Genomic DNA, 14,923 nt, shown 5'->3' on the forward strand with positions numbered 1-14,923 from the left:
CGCAAAACTTTTGTAGCCTTCTCCGTTACAGCTACATTGCTAATTAGTATCTTTTTCATTACAGTCAATGTTATTTCTTCACCAAGCGTTATATGGGCAATTTACCCTATTTTCGTGACACTATGGTGGCCACTAAGTATGTACTTTTATGTCTATAAAAGAAGAATGTATCACGCTACTTTTGTGAAACGAATGTAAAAAAGAAGTCTATTAAAAAATTCATAATATACCTTGATATGATGTTTCCTTTCTTTTATTGGCGCTACTATTCCCACCATGGACTCATCTATAAAAGGGGCTAAGGTACTTGTAGCTTTTAAACAATTATTAATGATTGGAAAGGTTAATTTAGTTGCTATATAATTTAACCATTAAATATTTTAACGGACGTGATTATATGGCTGAAAGTCTACACAATGTAGAGATTATTATGAAGGAAATGCTAGATATACAGCAAAAGTCAAAAATGTTTGTAGAGCTTTTATCTAAAGGGGAAGCGTTATCACAAAACCAATTAATTTTACTCCTGCAACTAAAAATAAATGATGGTATGAAGGCGACAGAAATTGCCGAATTCTTCAGTATCACTCCTGGAGCTGTCACTTCCATGTGCGATAAACTGGAAAAACTAGAGCTGATACAACGAATTAGAGAAAATAATGACCGCCGTGTCGTCAAAATGACTTTAACAAGCAATGGGGACAAAAAGGTTCAAGAAATCTTTTTAAAGTTTTCACAGGATAAACTCATAGATATGGCCAATATTTTACGTGAAGTAAATCAATTAATGAATAAAATTTTTTAGGATTTCAACAAATTGAAATCCTTTTTTATTGCCTCAAAATTAGGGAATTCATTTGTTCTTGACAAAGGGAAGTTGCATATACTTTAATTAATATATATTTTAGTAATTAAAATATATATTAATTAAAGTATATGAGGTGACTTTTATGTTTCAACAACTGCGTACCCTAACACTTACGAATGGCCGTATTAAACATTTGGATATTGAGTATGAGCAATTAAATATTCGTGGAGCCGTAACAATACATCAAGAAGTTCGCATGCAAAAAGTGTCTACTCATGGCCATAGCTCATTTTATTTTCCCGTTATTGTCCATGAATTTAACAGCACAGGTTCATGTACGTTAAAAGATTATTGTGAAATCGATGAACTAACAAATGCAGGTAACCTTAAAGTAAAAAAAGGTTGTGTCCAAAAAATCAATAGTACCGGGAAAGTAATAATTGAAGGGAAACTACAGAGCGAACATTTTGAGGCTCTTGGTGTAGTGAAAGCCGCTGAATTAGTAGCTAATCACTTTCAGTTGAAATTATCAGGAGAAAGTAAAATTGGCAGGCTGCAAGCTGAAAATGTAATGATAAAAAAAGATCGAGTGACACTTCTTCCATTATTTAAGAAAAGGTTAATTTGTCACACAATCTGTGGAAAACAGTTAAAGCTATCTTATACAAATGCACAAATTGTGGAAGGTGAAGTAGTTATAGTAGGAGAAAATTGTCTCATCGAAAGGCTTTATTATACAGATGATTATTCAATCGATTCAAATGCAGTCGTGCATCATATTATTCGGAGGGAAATAGAATGATATTCCTAAAAATGCTACAAGCTTTTTTTTGCTCACTAGCTCTTGTTGTATTGTCAGTTCTATACATTGGCTTACTCTTAAGTGCTATACTATCTATATTCTCTGGCTTTTTACGAACATTCGGACTGGATCAAATTAAAATGAGTATCTGGTACGGTGTAGATATACCTATTATTTTCAGTATCCCTCTAGCACTTCTAGTAGCTGTACTTCTGTTCTTTTGCGCCACATACATCAAACGTTCTATTGTATTCTGTATATCCAAACTTCGCGTTTAGAATAATCAAGAAAAGGCATATTCTTTTGGGAAACTGCCTTTTCCTGAGCAATACGATGACTCTTTTTATTAAGGTAATCATTGTTCCATTCTCAGTTATCAAGTATTAAGGAACATTGCTAAAGCTCCCCTTCTAGAAAATTGATGATGTAGACTTCTGGTCTAGCAAGAAACTCTGTAAAGCTGCATAAATCAGCGTATTCTTCATGCTCCACATCATAGCACCCAATTTGGCCCTTTCCATTTGGGTTCCACACTACTTCTATGTCAGAATAATTATCAACATATGCCGAAAGTCGGAGAAGTTTTTGACGACCAAGCTTCATCTCAATTGTGTCTGTAAGCTTAAAAAACTCAATATACTGAATGTCATAATCATTTGGTGGAAGTTTAAGATACAATTTATCACCCGTTAGAAAATCGACCAATTCATCTGGTAAATTATATTTATTTAATGCATATTTTTTATTTACTATTGAATGAAGTTCCGCAGGTTCTTGTGCTTTCAAATAATTCGCTAGCTCTTCATTTTTCAAACCTACGGCAATAGTATAAGCTCTTTCTCCATTTTTCTCGGTTAAAGAGACATCTGCACCACGTTCAACCAAATATTTCACCATAGCAATTTTCCCCATGCGTGAGGCAATAGTTAACGGTGTGGCAGCATAGGGGTAAACCATGTCAGACTTTTGATAATTAATATCTGCCCCCTCATCGAGTAAATAAGTGACTGTTTTCATATCATAATTAGCTACAGCCTCACGTAATACGGCCCCACCATGTTCTTTAATATCTAGTCCGAGCTCATGAATAAGTGGGATATTTTTTTTATTCCCATAGTAGGCCTGTGAAAAGGCTCCAGAACCAACCTGATTATATCCATCTAGATTTGCCCCTTGTTTGACAAGGTAACGGATGATATTCTCCTTACAATATCGAACAGCAACTAAAAAAGCAGGGTTTTTTTCGACATTCAAGTTGACATTATATTCAACTAACAGTTTTACTACATCAAATTTTTGTAAAATCAGTGCTAAGTTTAATGGACTTAACGTGGTATGCTTACTTAATATAAAATGTTCTTCAATATTCCAGCCCCTATTCTTTGCTACTCGTAAAGCGGTGATATTACCAGTATAAATATGCATTGCAATCTCTGGTAGCTCCTGAAATGTCCCAATATCTTTTAGCTTAATCATCTATTGAATGGCTCCCTTCCTACATTTACGAAAAGTATAGAAAACAACCTATAACAAAACAACAGGATATATGGCTCCAGTTTTAAAAAGATCATGATGAAGTCAAAAAGATTTATACTAATTTTTATAGTTACTTTGTTAAAATTGTGGCAAGCATTAAAAATTTCCCAGGAAAAGGCATACAAAAAGAGCTCTCAATTTTAAATAGATTGAGAGCTCTTCCTTATTTATTTCAAACCTAGTGCTTTATCTGTTGTTGCATTAATTTCTTTTAGAAGCTCTGGGTTTTCTGCTAAAGATAAACCATATGATGGAATCATTTCTTTAATTTTTGGTTCCCACTCTTTGATATGTTGAGGGAAACATTTATTAAGAACCTCAAGCATAACATGTACAGCAGTAGACGCACCTGGTGAAGCTCCGAGTAAAGCTGCAATTGAACCATCAGCAGCACTTACAACTTCCGTACCAAATTGAAGTGTACCTTTACCGCCTGCTTCTGTATCTTTAATAACTTGTACACGTTGACCAGCAACGATAATATCCCAATCATCACTCTTCGCGTTTGGAATGAACTCACGTAACTCTTCCATACGTTGTTCTTTTGAAAGCATAAGCTGCTGGATTAAATACTTTGTTAATCCCATCTCTTTAACGCCTGCCGCTAATAAAGTTGTGATATTATGCGGTTTAACAGAAGCAAATAAATCCATATTTGAGCCTGTTTTTAAGAACTTAGGTGAGAAACCTGCGAATGGTCCAAATAGTAGTGATTTTTTATTATCAATATAACGTGTATCAAGATGCGGTACTGACATTGGTGGAGCACCAACTTTTGCTTTTCCATACACTTTTGCATGATGCTTTTCAGCTACTTCTGGATTATTACATTGTAAGAATAGACCACTAATTGGGAATCCACCAATATGTTTTCCTTCAGGAATACCAGATTTTTGTAGTAATTCTAGGCTTCCTCCACCAGCTCCAAGGAAGACAAATTTCGCTGAATGATATTCCATTTTACAGCCGTCTAAATCATGCACACGTACTTCCCATGAACCATCACTAGTTTGTTTTAAACTTTCAACACTGTGTTTGTAGTTCACATCTACATCTTGTGCTTTTAAGTGGTCAATTAACATACGTGTTAAAGCACCAAAGTTAACATCTGTACCAGTGTCAATTTTCGTTGCAGCAATATCTTCACCAGCTGGACGATTTTCCATAATAAGTGGAATCCATTTTTTTAGTGTTTCAGGATCTTTTGAGAATTCCATTCCTTCAAATAAAGGATTTTTTGTCATCGTTTCATGACGTCTTTTTAGAAACTCAACATTTTCTTTCCCTTGTACTAAACTCATATGTGGTAAAGGCATAATGAAGTCTTGTGGATTATTGATCAGCTTATTGTTTACAAGATACGACCAAAATTGTCTTGAAACATGGAACTGTTCATTAACATTAATCGCTTTTTTGATATCGATTGATCCGTCTTTTTTCTCTGAAGTGTAGTTCAGCTCACATAGTGCAGCATGTCCAGTTCCAGCATTATTCAATTCGTGAGAACTTTCCTCGCCTGCTTTCTCAAGCTTTTCAAACACTGTAATTTTCCAATCTGGTGCTAATTCTTTGAGTAATGTTCCCAAAGTTGCACTCATGATTCCGGCACCAATTAAGATAACATCTGATTTAATTTGTCTGTTACTCATTTTTACCTTCCTTATATATTAAGATTTGCAGAAAGGATGTAAGCACTCCTGCTTTAGAAGTACTGTAAGCCATGGAGCAACCTCGGAGCACACCATTTCTGTATCAATTATTACCTTATTGCAGTTTATCACAATTAGTTCAAGAATAAAATATCAACTATTTATATGAGAGTTATCCGCTTTTTTCGAGTCTTTCCGTTCATAATTCAAGCAAAAAACTCACTTTTTCTTACGGATAAAACTAGGATTATTTAAGCTTTTTGGAATAATCGGCCTAAAAATGGTTGACATTTTCATAAAAAATAGGTTCTTTTTTTATTATATCTATATAATAACATAAAATTAAGGAGCTCGTCTTGTTTCTGAACTAACTCCCTACTCCTTAAGTTTAATCATCGATTGGACTTTTCATATGCCAGCCATCTATACGAAAACCACCCATTTTTTTGAGTACATAATTGACTAATGCTTCAAATAACTCCATCTTCTTTTGAGCATCATCTTCTTGCATTGCTTTCATAAAAGATTTTTTAAAGTCATCATCTGGAAATACTGTCTTACAATATTTTTGTAGATACAGTGGATCTTCAAGATACGCACAGATTTGATAAGAAGGTATCATTTCTAAATTCAAAAAGTGACAGTACTCCGTAAACAAATTAGCTAATTCGTTATGGTACGTAAAGGTAAAGTCTTTCCTATCTTGTTCATAACAGTCCTTTAAATTATCTAATGCATCCCATAATCCGTATTTTTTTATTTCTAAGACAGTTTTATTCACTTTCTTATATCTTTTGCTTAGCCACTCTTCTGCTTCATATTTTAGGTCTTTTATTATTCCAGTATAATCATATAAAATTCTACCTGTTTTAAATTGCACCATCGACATAGTTCTACGCTTGTTAAAATCATCTAGGAAATACCGACGAATTTGACTTGGAGGATTAGCAAAGTATTCAATTAGAAACCCATTAATCACTCGATTGCCTCTTTCCCGCCATGCCACATCTTCTGCCAAAATAATATGTACATCGATGTCAGATCGCTTAGAGGGATTCCCCGTAACATAACTCCCACAAACAAGCGCTCCTATAACCTCATCTCTGTCTTGCCAATCTTTTAAGAACGTTTCTAGTGCTGTTTTCCATTTGTCCAACAATTAATCAATCCCTTTTGTAATTTTTAATAGTATTATTTTTTTCTTCAGTCATTCCCTATTTCTATAATAGAGTTCATTGAATAAAAAAACCGTACTCTCTTTCAAGTACGGTTCTTAGTTAAAATAAACTTGATAAAAATGTTTGCATAGATGTTGGTAATAGCTGATAGAACAGTCCTTCATATTTAATATCGAGTACGCCCGCAATGATGATAATAACGATTATGAAAAATAAAAGAATTTTCTTATTTTTAGAAGTCCACTTCAATAGATTCACTCCCCTGACTTTATAGTAAGCATGTTCAGTATAGATGGGTTTATATAAAGTAGTCATCCCTAATTTATAGTTGTCACTTAATTTTATAATGTCACATAAATTAAAATAATACGGTAAAATCGATCATTATGTAAGAAAGGAATGACTATGGTAAATTTTAAATCTTTTCGTGGTGTGATAACAAACATAAATAATTTTCCTGTAGGACAAAATGGGGACCGAGAGGGCTGTTATAAAATGATGACTGTAGAAGATGGAACTGGTGGAGTCGTAAATTTTATCATTTCTCCTTCTACTTATTTTGTAAATCAAGAAATCGTTACAACAGGTCAATGGGTTACAGGTTATTATGATGGTGATGCACCAGTACCAATGATTTATCCACCACAATATCGTGCATTGATTGTTGTCAAAGAAAGTAATTATCAAAATGTTAAGGTGGACTATTTTAATAACCAATTAGTTAGTAATGATGGACAATTACAATTAAATCTTTCTTCTACTACTATTATTTCACTTAAAAACGGTCAACCTTTTTCAAATAATCCAGCTAATCGCAACCTCATTGTCATTTATGGTCCTACTACTAGAAGTATTCCTGCGCAAACTTCACCATATGAAATCATTGTTTGGTGTTAGTTACATCACTAAAATGATAAACGGCTTAGTTCCCTCTTTATGGGTGTAAGCCGTTCATATTTGTCATTATCTATTCATATCATTTTTCATTTCATGCAATTGCTGTTTAATCTGATCCAAATATTCTTTATTTTGCTGAACAGTATCTAAATGTTCACCATATTGCTCTGCATTAAAACGAGCATTTTCTGCATGCTTAATTTGGTTAAAGGCATGCTCTATTGCTATTTCTTCTGGATGTGACTTTGCATGCTTTAACATGCGATCAGCCTTTTGTACAGAATTACTAAACAATGTACTAGGATGATCCTGCTTCCAACTTGTATCTGAGTGTTTAGCCAATTGATACATCTTCCCTTCCTAAAGAAATTTCATTGTTCTAAAAGTAGTATTATGAATTGCTTAGGAAATATGTATGGAAGAAAATTAAAAAACAGTATTTCCCAGGACATAAAAAGAACTAAGGCTAAATCCTTAGTTCCTCTCAATGTGTTGAATAGATAGTCAAATATAAACTAGTGCCACGCAGTTCTCTCACTAACCGGTTGTTTGATACCTGTTTTTCCTTGCGTTTCAGCAAAGTTCTTGACCTGTGATGAAGCCGCATCAAGCCCAAATTCAGCACCAAACTCTTCCTGAGGAAGTTTCTGACGCTGCTGAATTGATTGCTTTGCACTTCTCGTTCCATTTGCTTTTGCATTGTTACGATTTGTTTTCATATTTGACATAACCATCCTCCATCGATTATTTGAAAAGTTTCAAAACCGTTTATTTGGTTTTTTAAACTTCTCACTCTAAAGTTTGTCCATCGAGGAATAAAAGAATGTGCATTAAATTTTCTATTTAGCTAAGGATAATGTTGAGGCTTTTTCAATGTTAAGTCGCTTGCAATCTTATTTTCTTTCTGACTATAATACTTGTATACAAGTATACTCTGGATCGAAAAGGTGATATTATGAGCGAATTAAAGGATTACTTATATCCACAAAAATGGCTTTCTAAGGCTTCAACAGGCGATCGCGTAGCATATGAACTTAGAATGCGTATTATTTCAGGATTAATTGAAAGCGGTACCATTCTTTCTGAAAATAAACTTGCAGCAGATTTTGAAGTAAGTCGTTCGCCCATTCGTGAAGCATTAAGAATATTAGCGGCTGAAAATATCATTCGATTAGAAAAAATGGGTGCTGTTGTCCTTGGTTTATCGGAAAAAGAGATTGAAGAAATTTATGATGTTCGATTGCTGATTGAAACATTTGTGTTTGAACGTCTTATAAAAATGGATACAACTAACTTAGCGCTAGAGCTTAGCAAAACATTAGAAATGATGAAGGTTGCCATTAAATATAACGATGCAGACGAATTTTCTTATCAGGATATTATGTTCCACGAGGCAATTATTCGCTCCATCGGACATTCCTATATCACCATGATTTGGAATAATTTAAAACCAGTAATGGAAGGCTTAATTTTATTATCAATGCGTATGCGCTTTAAAGAAAAATATGAGGATTTTACTCGCATTGTGAAAAATCACGAACTCTATATTGATGCTATTAGAGCCAAAGATCGAGAGCTTATGATCAAATCCTTACATGAAAATTTTGATGATGTTCAAGGCAAGGTAGAAGACCTATGGCGGTCACAGCAAATGCTATCTAAAGGGGTTGAGCCACAAAATGACTAACTATATGTTAGGTGTTGATATAGGGACTACTAGTACAAAAGCTGTGTTATTTAGTGAACAAGGTAAGGTTATTCAACAAGAAAATATAGGGTATCCATTATATACGCCTGATATTTCAACAGCTGAACAAAATCCAGAAGAGATTTTTCAAGCTGTACTGCAAGCCATTTCTAACATTATGAAAGTCCATTCAGATAAATCATTATTATTTGTGTCCTTTAGCAGTGCTATGCATAGTGTAATCGCTATAGACGAAAATGATTTACCGTTAACACCTGTTATCACATGGGCAGATAATCGTAGTGAAGCTTGGGCACATAAAATTAAAGATGACTGGAATGGTCATGAAATTTATAAAAGAACAGGTACACCTATTCACCCAATGTCACCTCTAAGCAAAATTACTTGGCTTGTGCATGAACATCCTGAAATCGCGTGCAAAACAAAGAAATATATCGGTATTAAAGAATACATTTTTAAAAAATTCTTTAATCAATATGTCGTCGATTATTCATTAGCCTCGTGTATGGGCATGATGAATCTCCACACATTAGATTGGGACGAAGAAGCGTTAACTGTTGCCGGTATTTCGAGAGCACAATTGTCGACACTCGTACCAACAACTCAATTATTTTCGAACTGCAATGACCTTTTAGCTAAACAAATTGGTATTGACCCACAAACACCTTTTATCATTGGTGCAAGTGATGGCGTACTTTCTAATCTAGGTGTGAATGCCATTCGAGAAGGTGAAATTGCTGTCACAATTGGGACAAGTGGTGCTATTCGCACTATTATTGATAAGCCTAAAACTGATGTGAAAGGTAGAATTTTCTGCTATGCCTTAACAGAGAATCATTGGGTCATTGGTGGACCTGTAAACAATGGCGGTATGGTGCTTCGCTGGATTCGGGATGAATTTGCTTCATCTGAAATTGAAACAGCCAAAAGACTCGGGATTGATCCATATGAAGTATTGACCAAAATTGCAGAACGTGTAAGACCGGGTGCTGATGGATTGCTATTCCATCCGTATTTATCGGGTGAACGTGCACCTTTATGGAATCCAGATGTACGTGGATCATTTTTTGGTTTAACCATGTCGCATAAAAAAGAACATATGATACGAGCAGCTCTTGAAGGAGTTATCTACAATTTATATACCGTCTATTTAGCATTGCTCGAGTGTATGGAAACTCCCGTAACTCGTATTCAAGCGACAGGTGGTTTTTCACGCTCTGAGATTTGGAGACAAATGATGGCTGATATTTTTGAATCGGAAGTAGTTGTCCCTGAAAGTTATGAGAGCTCCTGTCTTGGTGCTTGTATTTTAGGCTTATATGCTATCGGAAAAATCGATTCCTTTGACATTGTCGCTGATATGATTGGTGACACTTATAAACATACACCTATCGAAGATGCAGCAAAAGAATATAGACAGCTACTCCCTATTTTCATTCGTTTATCCAGGGTGTTAGCAGATGATTATGCATCCATTGCTCAATATCAAAGGAGCTTAATTAAGCCCGACTAAAGAGGAGGAGAATACATGCCATTAATTATTGTAGGTATTGGTATTATCGCACTGTTAATTTTAATAATGGGCTTTAAATTAAATACGTTTATCTCATTAATTATCGTTTCATTTGGAGTGGCATTGGCTCTTGGGATGCCTTTAGATGGCATCGTGAAGACGATTGAAGCAGGATTAGGCGGTACATTAGGTCACTTAGCATTAATATTTGGACTTGGAGCTATGCTAGGGAAACTAATTGCTGATTCAGGAGGGGCACAGCGTATTGCCATGACCCTTGTTAATAAATTTGGGGAAAAGAATATCCAATGGGCTGTTGTAGCGGCATCCTTTATTATCGGTATAGCTCTTTTCTTTGAAGTAGGATTAGTGCTATTAATCCCTATAGTCTTCGCTATTTCAAGACAATTAAAGGTTTCTATTTTATATTTAGGAATTCCTATGACTGCAGCATTATCTGTTACACACGGATTTTTACCACCTCATCCAGGACCAACTGTCATCGCTGGTGAATTCGGGGCAAACATTGGTGAAGTTTTACTTTATGGATTTATCATCGCCATTCCGACCGTTATTTTAGCAGGGCCGCTGTTCACAAAATTAGCGAAAAGGTTAGTGCCTAAATCATTCAACAAAACTGGTAATATCGCTTCTCTTGGTGAACAAAAAACATTTGAACTAGAGGATACACCTAGTTTTGGTATCAGTGTTTTCACTGCACTACTACCTGTTATTTTAATGTCTATCGCTACTATTATTACACTGCTACAAAAAACAATAGGCTTTGAAGATAATGGCTTCTTAGCAGGAATCCGCTTCATCGGTGAAGCTGGTACATCAATGTTAATCTCCTTACTAGTGGCTACCTATACGATGGGAATCGCAAGAAACATTCCTATTAAACAGGTCATGGAATCATGTACTACAGCAATTACTCATATCGGCATGATGCTCTTAATAATTGGTGGAGGGGGCGCCTTCAAGCAGGTATTAATCGATGGTGGTGTTGGGGATTACGTTGCTGAGTTATTCCATGGAACTACCTTATCACCGATCTTACTTGCTTGGATTATCGCCGCTATTTTACGTATTTCATTGGGATCAGCTACCGTTGCTGCTTTAACAACAGCTGGGTTAGTCATTCCAATGTTAGGTCAAAGCGATGTAAACCTTGCCTTGGTCGTATTGGCAACGGGGGCAGGAAGCTTAATTGCTTCACATGTCAATGATGCTGGTTTCTGGATGTTTAAAGAGTATTTTGGGCTGAGCATGAAGGAAACCTTTGCTACATGGACACTACTCGAAACAATAGTATCTGTGGCTGGTTTAGGATTTATTTTATTACTTAGTTTATTTGTTTAAGAAATGTATAAAAAGGAGCGGGCACAATGTTAAATACAATAGGCGTTATTGGTTTAGGCGTGATGGGCAGTAATATCGCTTTAAACATGGCTAATAATGGCGAACAAGTAGCCGTTTATAATTACACACGAGATTTAACCGACAAACTTTTAGAAAAAGTCGAAGGACAGGCGCTTACTCCCTACTATGATATAGAAGACTTCGTACAATCTTTAGAGAAACCAAGAAAGATTTTTTTAATGGTTACAGCAGGAAACGCTATTGATTCTGTTATTCAGTCTGTAGTGCCTTTCCTTGAAAAAGGCGATGTGATTATGGATGGTGGTAACTCACACTATAAAGATACTGAGCGTAGATATGATGAATTAAAGGGACTAGGAATCGGATATTTAGGCATTGGTATTTCTGGTGGTGAAGTTGGTGCATTGACAGGTCCTTCTATCATGCCAGGTGGAGATCAAGAGGTCTATGAAAAAGCTGCGCCTATTCTTACGAAGATCGCAGCACAAGTAAAAGGGATGCCATGCTGTACGTATATTGGCCCTAAAGGTGCAGGTCACTTCGTTAAAATGGTCCACAATGGAATCGAATATGCAGATATGCAACTAATTGCCGAAGCTTATACATTTTTAAGAAAAAATGTTGGGTTATCTGTTGAGGAAATTGCTACTATCTTTGAAACTTGGAATCAAGGCGAACTAAAAAGCTACTTAATCGAAATTACAGCTGACATTTTAAGAAAAAAAGATGAAGTAACGGGATTACCGCTAATTGATATGATTCTTGATAAAGCAGGTCAAAAAGGGACTGGAAAATGGACTAGTATGCAATCCATTGATAATGGTATTCCTACATCCATTATTACAGAGGCCTTATTTGCACGCTATATTTCATCATTAAAAGGGGAGCGAGTTCGTGCGGAGGCTGTATTAACAGGACCTGACTACAATCAACAAAGCCTTGATAAAGAGGTTTGGGTTGAATACGTACGACAAGCTTTGTATATGGGTAAAATCTGTGCTTATGCGCAAGGTTTCACACAATATAAAATGACATCGGAACTTTATGACTGGAACTTGCCATTAAAGGATATTGCATTAATTTTCCGTAGCGGCTGTATTATCCGTGCAGAGTTCTTAAATGTTATTAGTGAAGCCTACCAACAGCAGCCTACTCTAGATAATTTATTAATTGACCCATACTTTGCAGAAAAGACGAAGGACTATCAAATGGGATTGAGAAAAATTGTGTGTGAAGGTATACAAGCAGGTAATGCATTCCCATGTTTAAGTGCTTCTCTCACATATTATGATAGTTATCGCACAGGTTCATCAAATGCCAATATGTTACAGGCCCAACGTGATTACTTTGGCGCTCATACGTATGAACGTATTGATGCAGAAGGTGTTTTCCATACAAATTGGTAAGTAAAAAGCTAAAATATACATCATTCCCTATCGATGACTGATTGTATATTTTAGCTTTTTTTATTCTCTATAAACATGGACTCGATTACGTCCTGCTTCTTTTGCTGCATATAAGGCTTTATCGGCTTTATTCAAAAGCTGATAAAGCGACTCTTCTCCAATTTTACCCTCTGCCACTCCACAGCTAATCGTCGCTCTAATAGTGCCCACAATAGTCATAAGGGGAGAAGTCTCTATGCTGCGACAGAGCTGATTTGCTAATTTTTCACCTTCAGCTAATGTATAGCCCTTGAGTGTAAGAACAAACTCCTCACCGCCATACCTTGCAAAAAATTGTCCATTTTTCAGCTCACTCTGGCAAGCCTTTACAACATGAACAAGTAATTGATCCCCAGTTGCATGTCCATACGTATCATTTACATGTTTAAAGTGATCAATATCCATTAAAACGACTGTAAAGCCAGTAGCTTCTTCGTACGTTTCTAGATGTTTGAAAAAAGCTCGACGATTATAGATTTGTGTAAGCTCATCATAGTAAGCCTGTTGTTCTAACATATGTTGTAGCTTTTTTACTTCAGTAAAATCCGTGAAAATTAGCAGTAACCCATTACCATGATTAACATGCTGGAGTGCTGATATACGTACTTGATAAGTACGATTGATATGGTTTAGCTCAATTTCTTGCGTATTCTCTATCGCTTCCAAATTAAAGGGCATAAATTGTCCAGTTACCTGGAGCCACACCTGGGCAAAGTCCATACCAAACATGGATCTAGATAGTTGAGGGAACATTTGGTTACACGATTGATTAAACTCTATTAATCGTGACGATTCATCTAGCACAATGACACCATCATTGATATTATGAAATATTACATCCTTAGTAATAGGCATGACGCTAAATAAACGAGAGGAACTTATTGACCATAAATACAACAGTGAGGAAGCCCATAACACCATTGGAACGGGATCAACTCCTTGAGGTGTTAAGCCCAACAAGTAAATAAATGCGGTTACCATAGGGATCAGCTGACCACACATTAAAGCAATGAGTTGTTTTCGATAGGCTTTACTTGTTTCTTTCCATTGCTTTACTATTAATAAAAATGCTACAAACATACAGCCAAATGTAAATATCCCATGTATGATATACCATACTCCAATTTCCTGATGAATATAAGGTGATCCCAATACAGGGTCAATTTCAAATACTCTATAATGAAAATGGTGCATATCATTTGTAGCAACCATGATTAAGCTGATAAAGGGAATGGAAAGTAGTGCAATTACCTTTTTACGTGTCAGTTGAAAGCCCAAATATCTCATGATAAACAATAGTCCGAGAGGTGTTGAAGTGGCCATACCTGCGTATTGAATAGCGGTCCAAAACTTTATTGCTCCCAATGTTGTCGCTATTAAACCAAAAGCAGAGGCAAAACAATATATCGATATTAATGCGGTATAACTAATAAACAAATGCGCAATTTTTGTATAGTTAAATCGTTGTAGAAATACGTATAAACATAAATACAAATTTAGTACACCCGATGTGCAGCCAAGAGTAATAAAAGCAGTCAATTGTGAATTCATGTCTATGTACCTCTTTAAAATTTTTAATTTTAATGTAGCATACATATAAAATTTTGTGGATTTATTTATTGCTCAAATGGTAGCTAAAAAAATTTTTAAGGAGTACCAGTATGACTAATAGGGACAACCCTGAAATCATTTTTATTACAGATCCAGCCGAAAGCCTAACCCATCCGTTTTTTAATAAACAAATTGTTTTTACTGGAGCTCTTTCTACAATGACCCGTTCAGAAGCAGCTAAACAAGTAAAAGTTTGTGGAGGGTCCTTGCAAGGCGCCGTTACACAGCAAACAGATTTCGTTATTCTTGGAGATAAACGTCGTGGTATTAGTACTAAACAACGTAAAGCAGAACACCTCATAAATCAGGGTCATGACATTCAACTAATAATAGAGGATGATTTTTTATGGCTTATTTCGATGAAAGAGGACATTCAAAAATAAAAGGAGTATG

Annotated in this window: 16 protein-coding genes and 1 pseudogene; 10 read left to right on the forward strand and 7 right to left on the reverse strand. The window is 35.5% G+C overall.

Translation table 11 applies throughout. The features are described from left to right. The 4 genes and pseudogenes from RT445_RS02700 to RT445_RS02715 all read left to right on the forward strand — a co-directional run. Nucleotides 1-198 (forward strand): annotated as a pseudogene (locus tag RT445_RS02700) (hypothetical protein); the annotation flags it as partial. A gap of 199 nt (nucleotides 199-397) precedes the next feature. Continuing rightward, on the forward strand, nucleotides 398-805 hold the full coding sequence (locus RT445_RS02705; protein ID WP_312506380.1) for a MarR family transcriptional regulator: 408 nt from the start codon (nucleotides 398-400) through the stop codon (nucleotides 803-805). A 145-nt stretch (nucleotides 806-950) separates the two neighbouring features. After that, on the forward strand, nucleotides 951-1,610 hold the full coding sequence (locus RT445_RS02710; RefSeq protein WP_312506379.1) for a hypothetical protein: 660 nt from the start codon (nucleotides 951-953) through the stop codon (nucleotides 1,608-1,610). Continuing rightward, on the forward strand, nucleotides 1,607-1,888 hold the full coding sequence (locus tag RT445_RS02715) for a hypothetical protein (RefSeq protein ID WP_313469637.1): 282 nt from the start codon (nucleotides 1,607-1,609) through the stop codon (nucleotides 1,886-1,888). The genes RT445_RS02710 and RT445_RS02715 overlap by 4 nt, the downstream gene beginning before the upstream one ends. 118 nt (nucleotides 1,889-2,006) lie before the next feature. Here RT445_RS02715 and RT445_RS02720 read toward each other — a convergent pair whose 3' ends face one another. From RT445_RS02720 to RT445_RS02735, 4 genes are all read right to left on the reverse strand, one after another. After that, complete coding sequence (locus tag RT445_RS02720; protein ID WP_313469639.1) at nucleotides 2,007-3,086, reverse strand: ankyrin repeat domain-containing protein; 1,080 nt, start codon at nucleotides 3,084-3,086, stop codon at nucleotides 2,007-2,009. Nucleotides 3,087-3,313: 227 nt separating this feature from the next. Beyond that, complete coding sequence (locus RT445_RS02725; protein WP_274795039.1) at nucleotides 3,314-4,795, reverse strand: malate:quinone oxidoreductase; 1,482 nt, start codon at nucleotides 4,793-4,795, stop codon at nucleotides 3,314-3,316. Between the two features lie 388 nt (nucleotides 4,796-5,183). Beyond that, the gene (locus RT445_RS02730; protein WP_312506378.1) at nucleotides 5,184-5,954 is read right to left on the reverse strand and encodes a nucleotidyltransferase domain-containing protein; all 771 of its coding nucleotides are present in this window, start codon (nucleotides 5,952-5,954) and stop codon (nucleotides 5,184-5,186) included. 118 nt (nucleotides 5,955-6,072) lie between these two features. Further along, nucleotides 6,073-6,222, reverse strand: a complete 150-nt coding sequence (locus RT445_RS02735; RefSeq protein ID WP_274797399.1) for a hypothetical protein — start codon at nucleotides 6,220-6,222, stop codon at nucleotides 6,073-6,075. Nucleotides 6,223-6,378: 156 nt separating this feature from the next. Here RT445_RS02735 and RT445_RS02740 point away from each other — a divergent pair, with 156 nt between their 5' ends. Then, nucleotides 6,379-6,870 carry a hypothetical protein gene (locus tag RT445_RS02740; protein WP_312506377.1) on the forward strand — a complete coding sequence of 164 codons (492 nt, stop codon included), beginning with the start codon at nucleotides 6,379-6,381 and terminating at the stop codon, nucleotides 6,868-6,870. A 66-nt stretch (nucleotides 6,871-6,936) separates the two neighbouring features. Here RT445_RS02740 and RT445_RS02745 read toward each other — a convergent pair whose 3' ends face one another. Together RT445_RS02745 and RT445_RS02750 are read right to left on the reverse strand one after the other, a co-directional pair. After that, nucleotides 6,937-7,212, reverse strand: coding sequence for a hypothetical protein (locus RT445_RS02745; RefSeq protein ID WP_274795042.1), 276 nt, complete (start codon nucleotides 7,210-7,212; stop codon nucleotides 6,937-6,939). A gap of 173 nt (nucleotides 7,213-7,385) precedes the next feature. Next, complete coding sequence (locus tag RT445_RS02750) at nucleotides 7,386-7,598, reverse strand: hypothetical protein (RefSeq protein WP_274795044.1); 213 nt, start codon at nucleotides 7,596-7,598, stop codon at nucleotides 7,386-7,388. A gap of 227 nt (nucleotides 7,599-7,825) precedes the next feature. Here RT445_RS02750 and RT445_RS02755 point away from each other — a divergent pair, with 227 nt between their 5' ends. Genes RT445_RS02755 through gnd form a run of 4 tightly spaced genes read left to right on the forward strand, consistent with a single transcriptional unit; the run spans nucleotide 7,826 to nucleotide 12,880 of the window. Then, complete coding sequence (locus RT445_RS02755) at nucleotides 7,826-8,557, forward strand: GntR family transcriptional regulator (protein ID WP_274795045.1); 732 nt, start codon at nucleotides 7,826-7,828, stop codon at nucleotides 8,555-8,557. Next, complete coding sequence (gntK, locus tag RT445_RS02760) at nucleotides 8,550-10,091, forward strand: gluconokinase (RefSeq protein WP_274795046.1); 1,542 nt, start codon at nucleotides 8,550-8,552, stop codon at nucleotides 10,089-10,091. The genes RT445_RS02755 and gntK overlap by 8 nt, the downstream gene beginning before the upstream one ends. A gap of 15 nt (nucleotides 10,092-10,106) precedes the next feature. After that, entirely contained in the window at nucleotides 10,107-11,453 is a 1,347-nt protein-coding gene (locus RT445_RS02765; protein WP_312506376.1) for a GntP family permease, read from the forward strand. A 26-nt stretch (nucleotides 11,454-11,479) separates the two neighbouring features. Next, the gene (gene gnd / locus RT445_RS02770; protein ID WP_274795048.1) at nucleotides 11,480-12,880 is read left to right on the forward strand and encodes a decarboxylating NADP(+)-dependent phosphogluconate dehydrogenase; all 1,401 of its coding nucleotides are present in this window, start codon (nucleotides 11,480-11,482) and stop codon (nucleotides 12,878-12,880) included. A 60-nt stretch (nucleotides 12,881-12,940) separates the two neighbouring features. Here the strand turns inward: gnd and RT445_RS02775 are convergent, their stop codons facing one another. Beyond that, on the reverse strand, nucleotides 12,941-14,470 hold the full coding sequence (locus tag RT445_RS02775; RefSeq protein WP_312506375.1) for a histidine kinase N-terminal 7TM domain-containing diguanylate cyclase: 1,530 nt from the start codon (nucleotides 14,468-14,470) through the stop codon (nucleotides 12,941-12,943). A gap of 110 nt (nucleotides 14,471-14,580) precedes the next feature. Here RT445_RS02775 and RT445_RS02780 point away from each other — a divergent pair, with 110 nt between their 5' ends. Then, complete coding sequence (locus RT445_RS02780) at nucleotides 14,581-14,913, forward strand: BRCT domain-containing protein (protein WP_274795050.1); 333 nt, start codon at nucleotides 14,581-14,583, stop codon at nucleotides 14,911-14,913. The last annotated feature ends 10 nt before the right edge of the window (nucleotides 14,914-14,923 follow it).

This window comes from Lysinibacillus sp. (assembly GCF_032093475.1).
Taxonomy (GTDB): domain Bacteria; phylum Bacillota; class Bacilli; order Bacillales_A; family Planococcaceae; genus Lysinibacillus; species Lysinibacillus irui.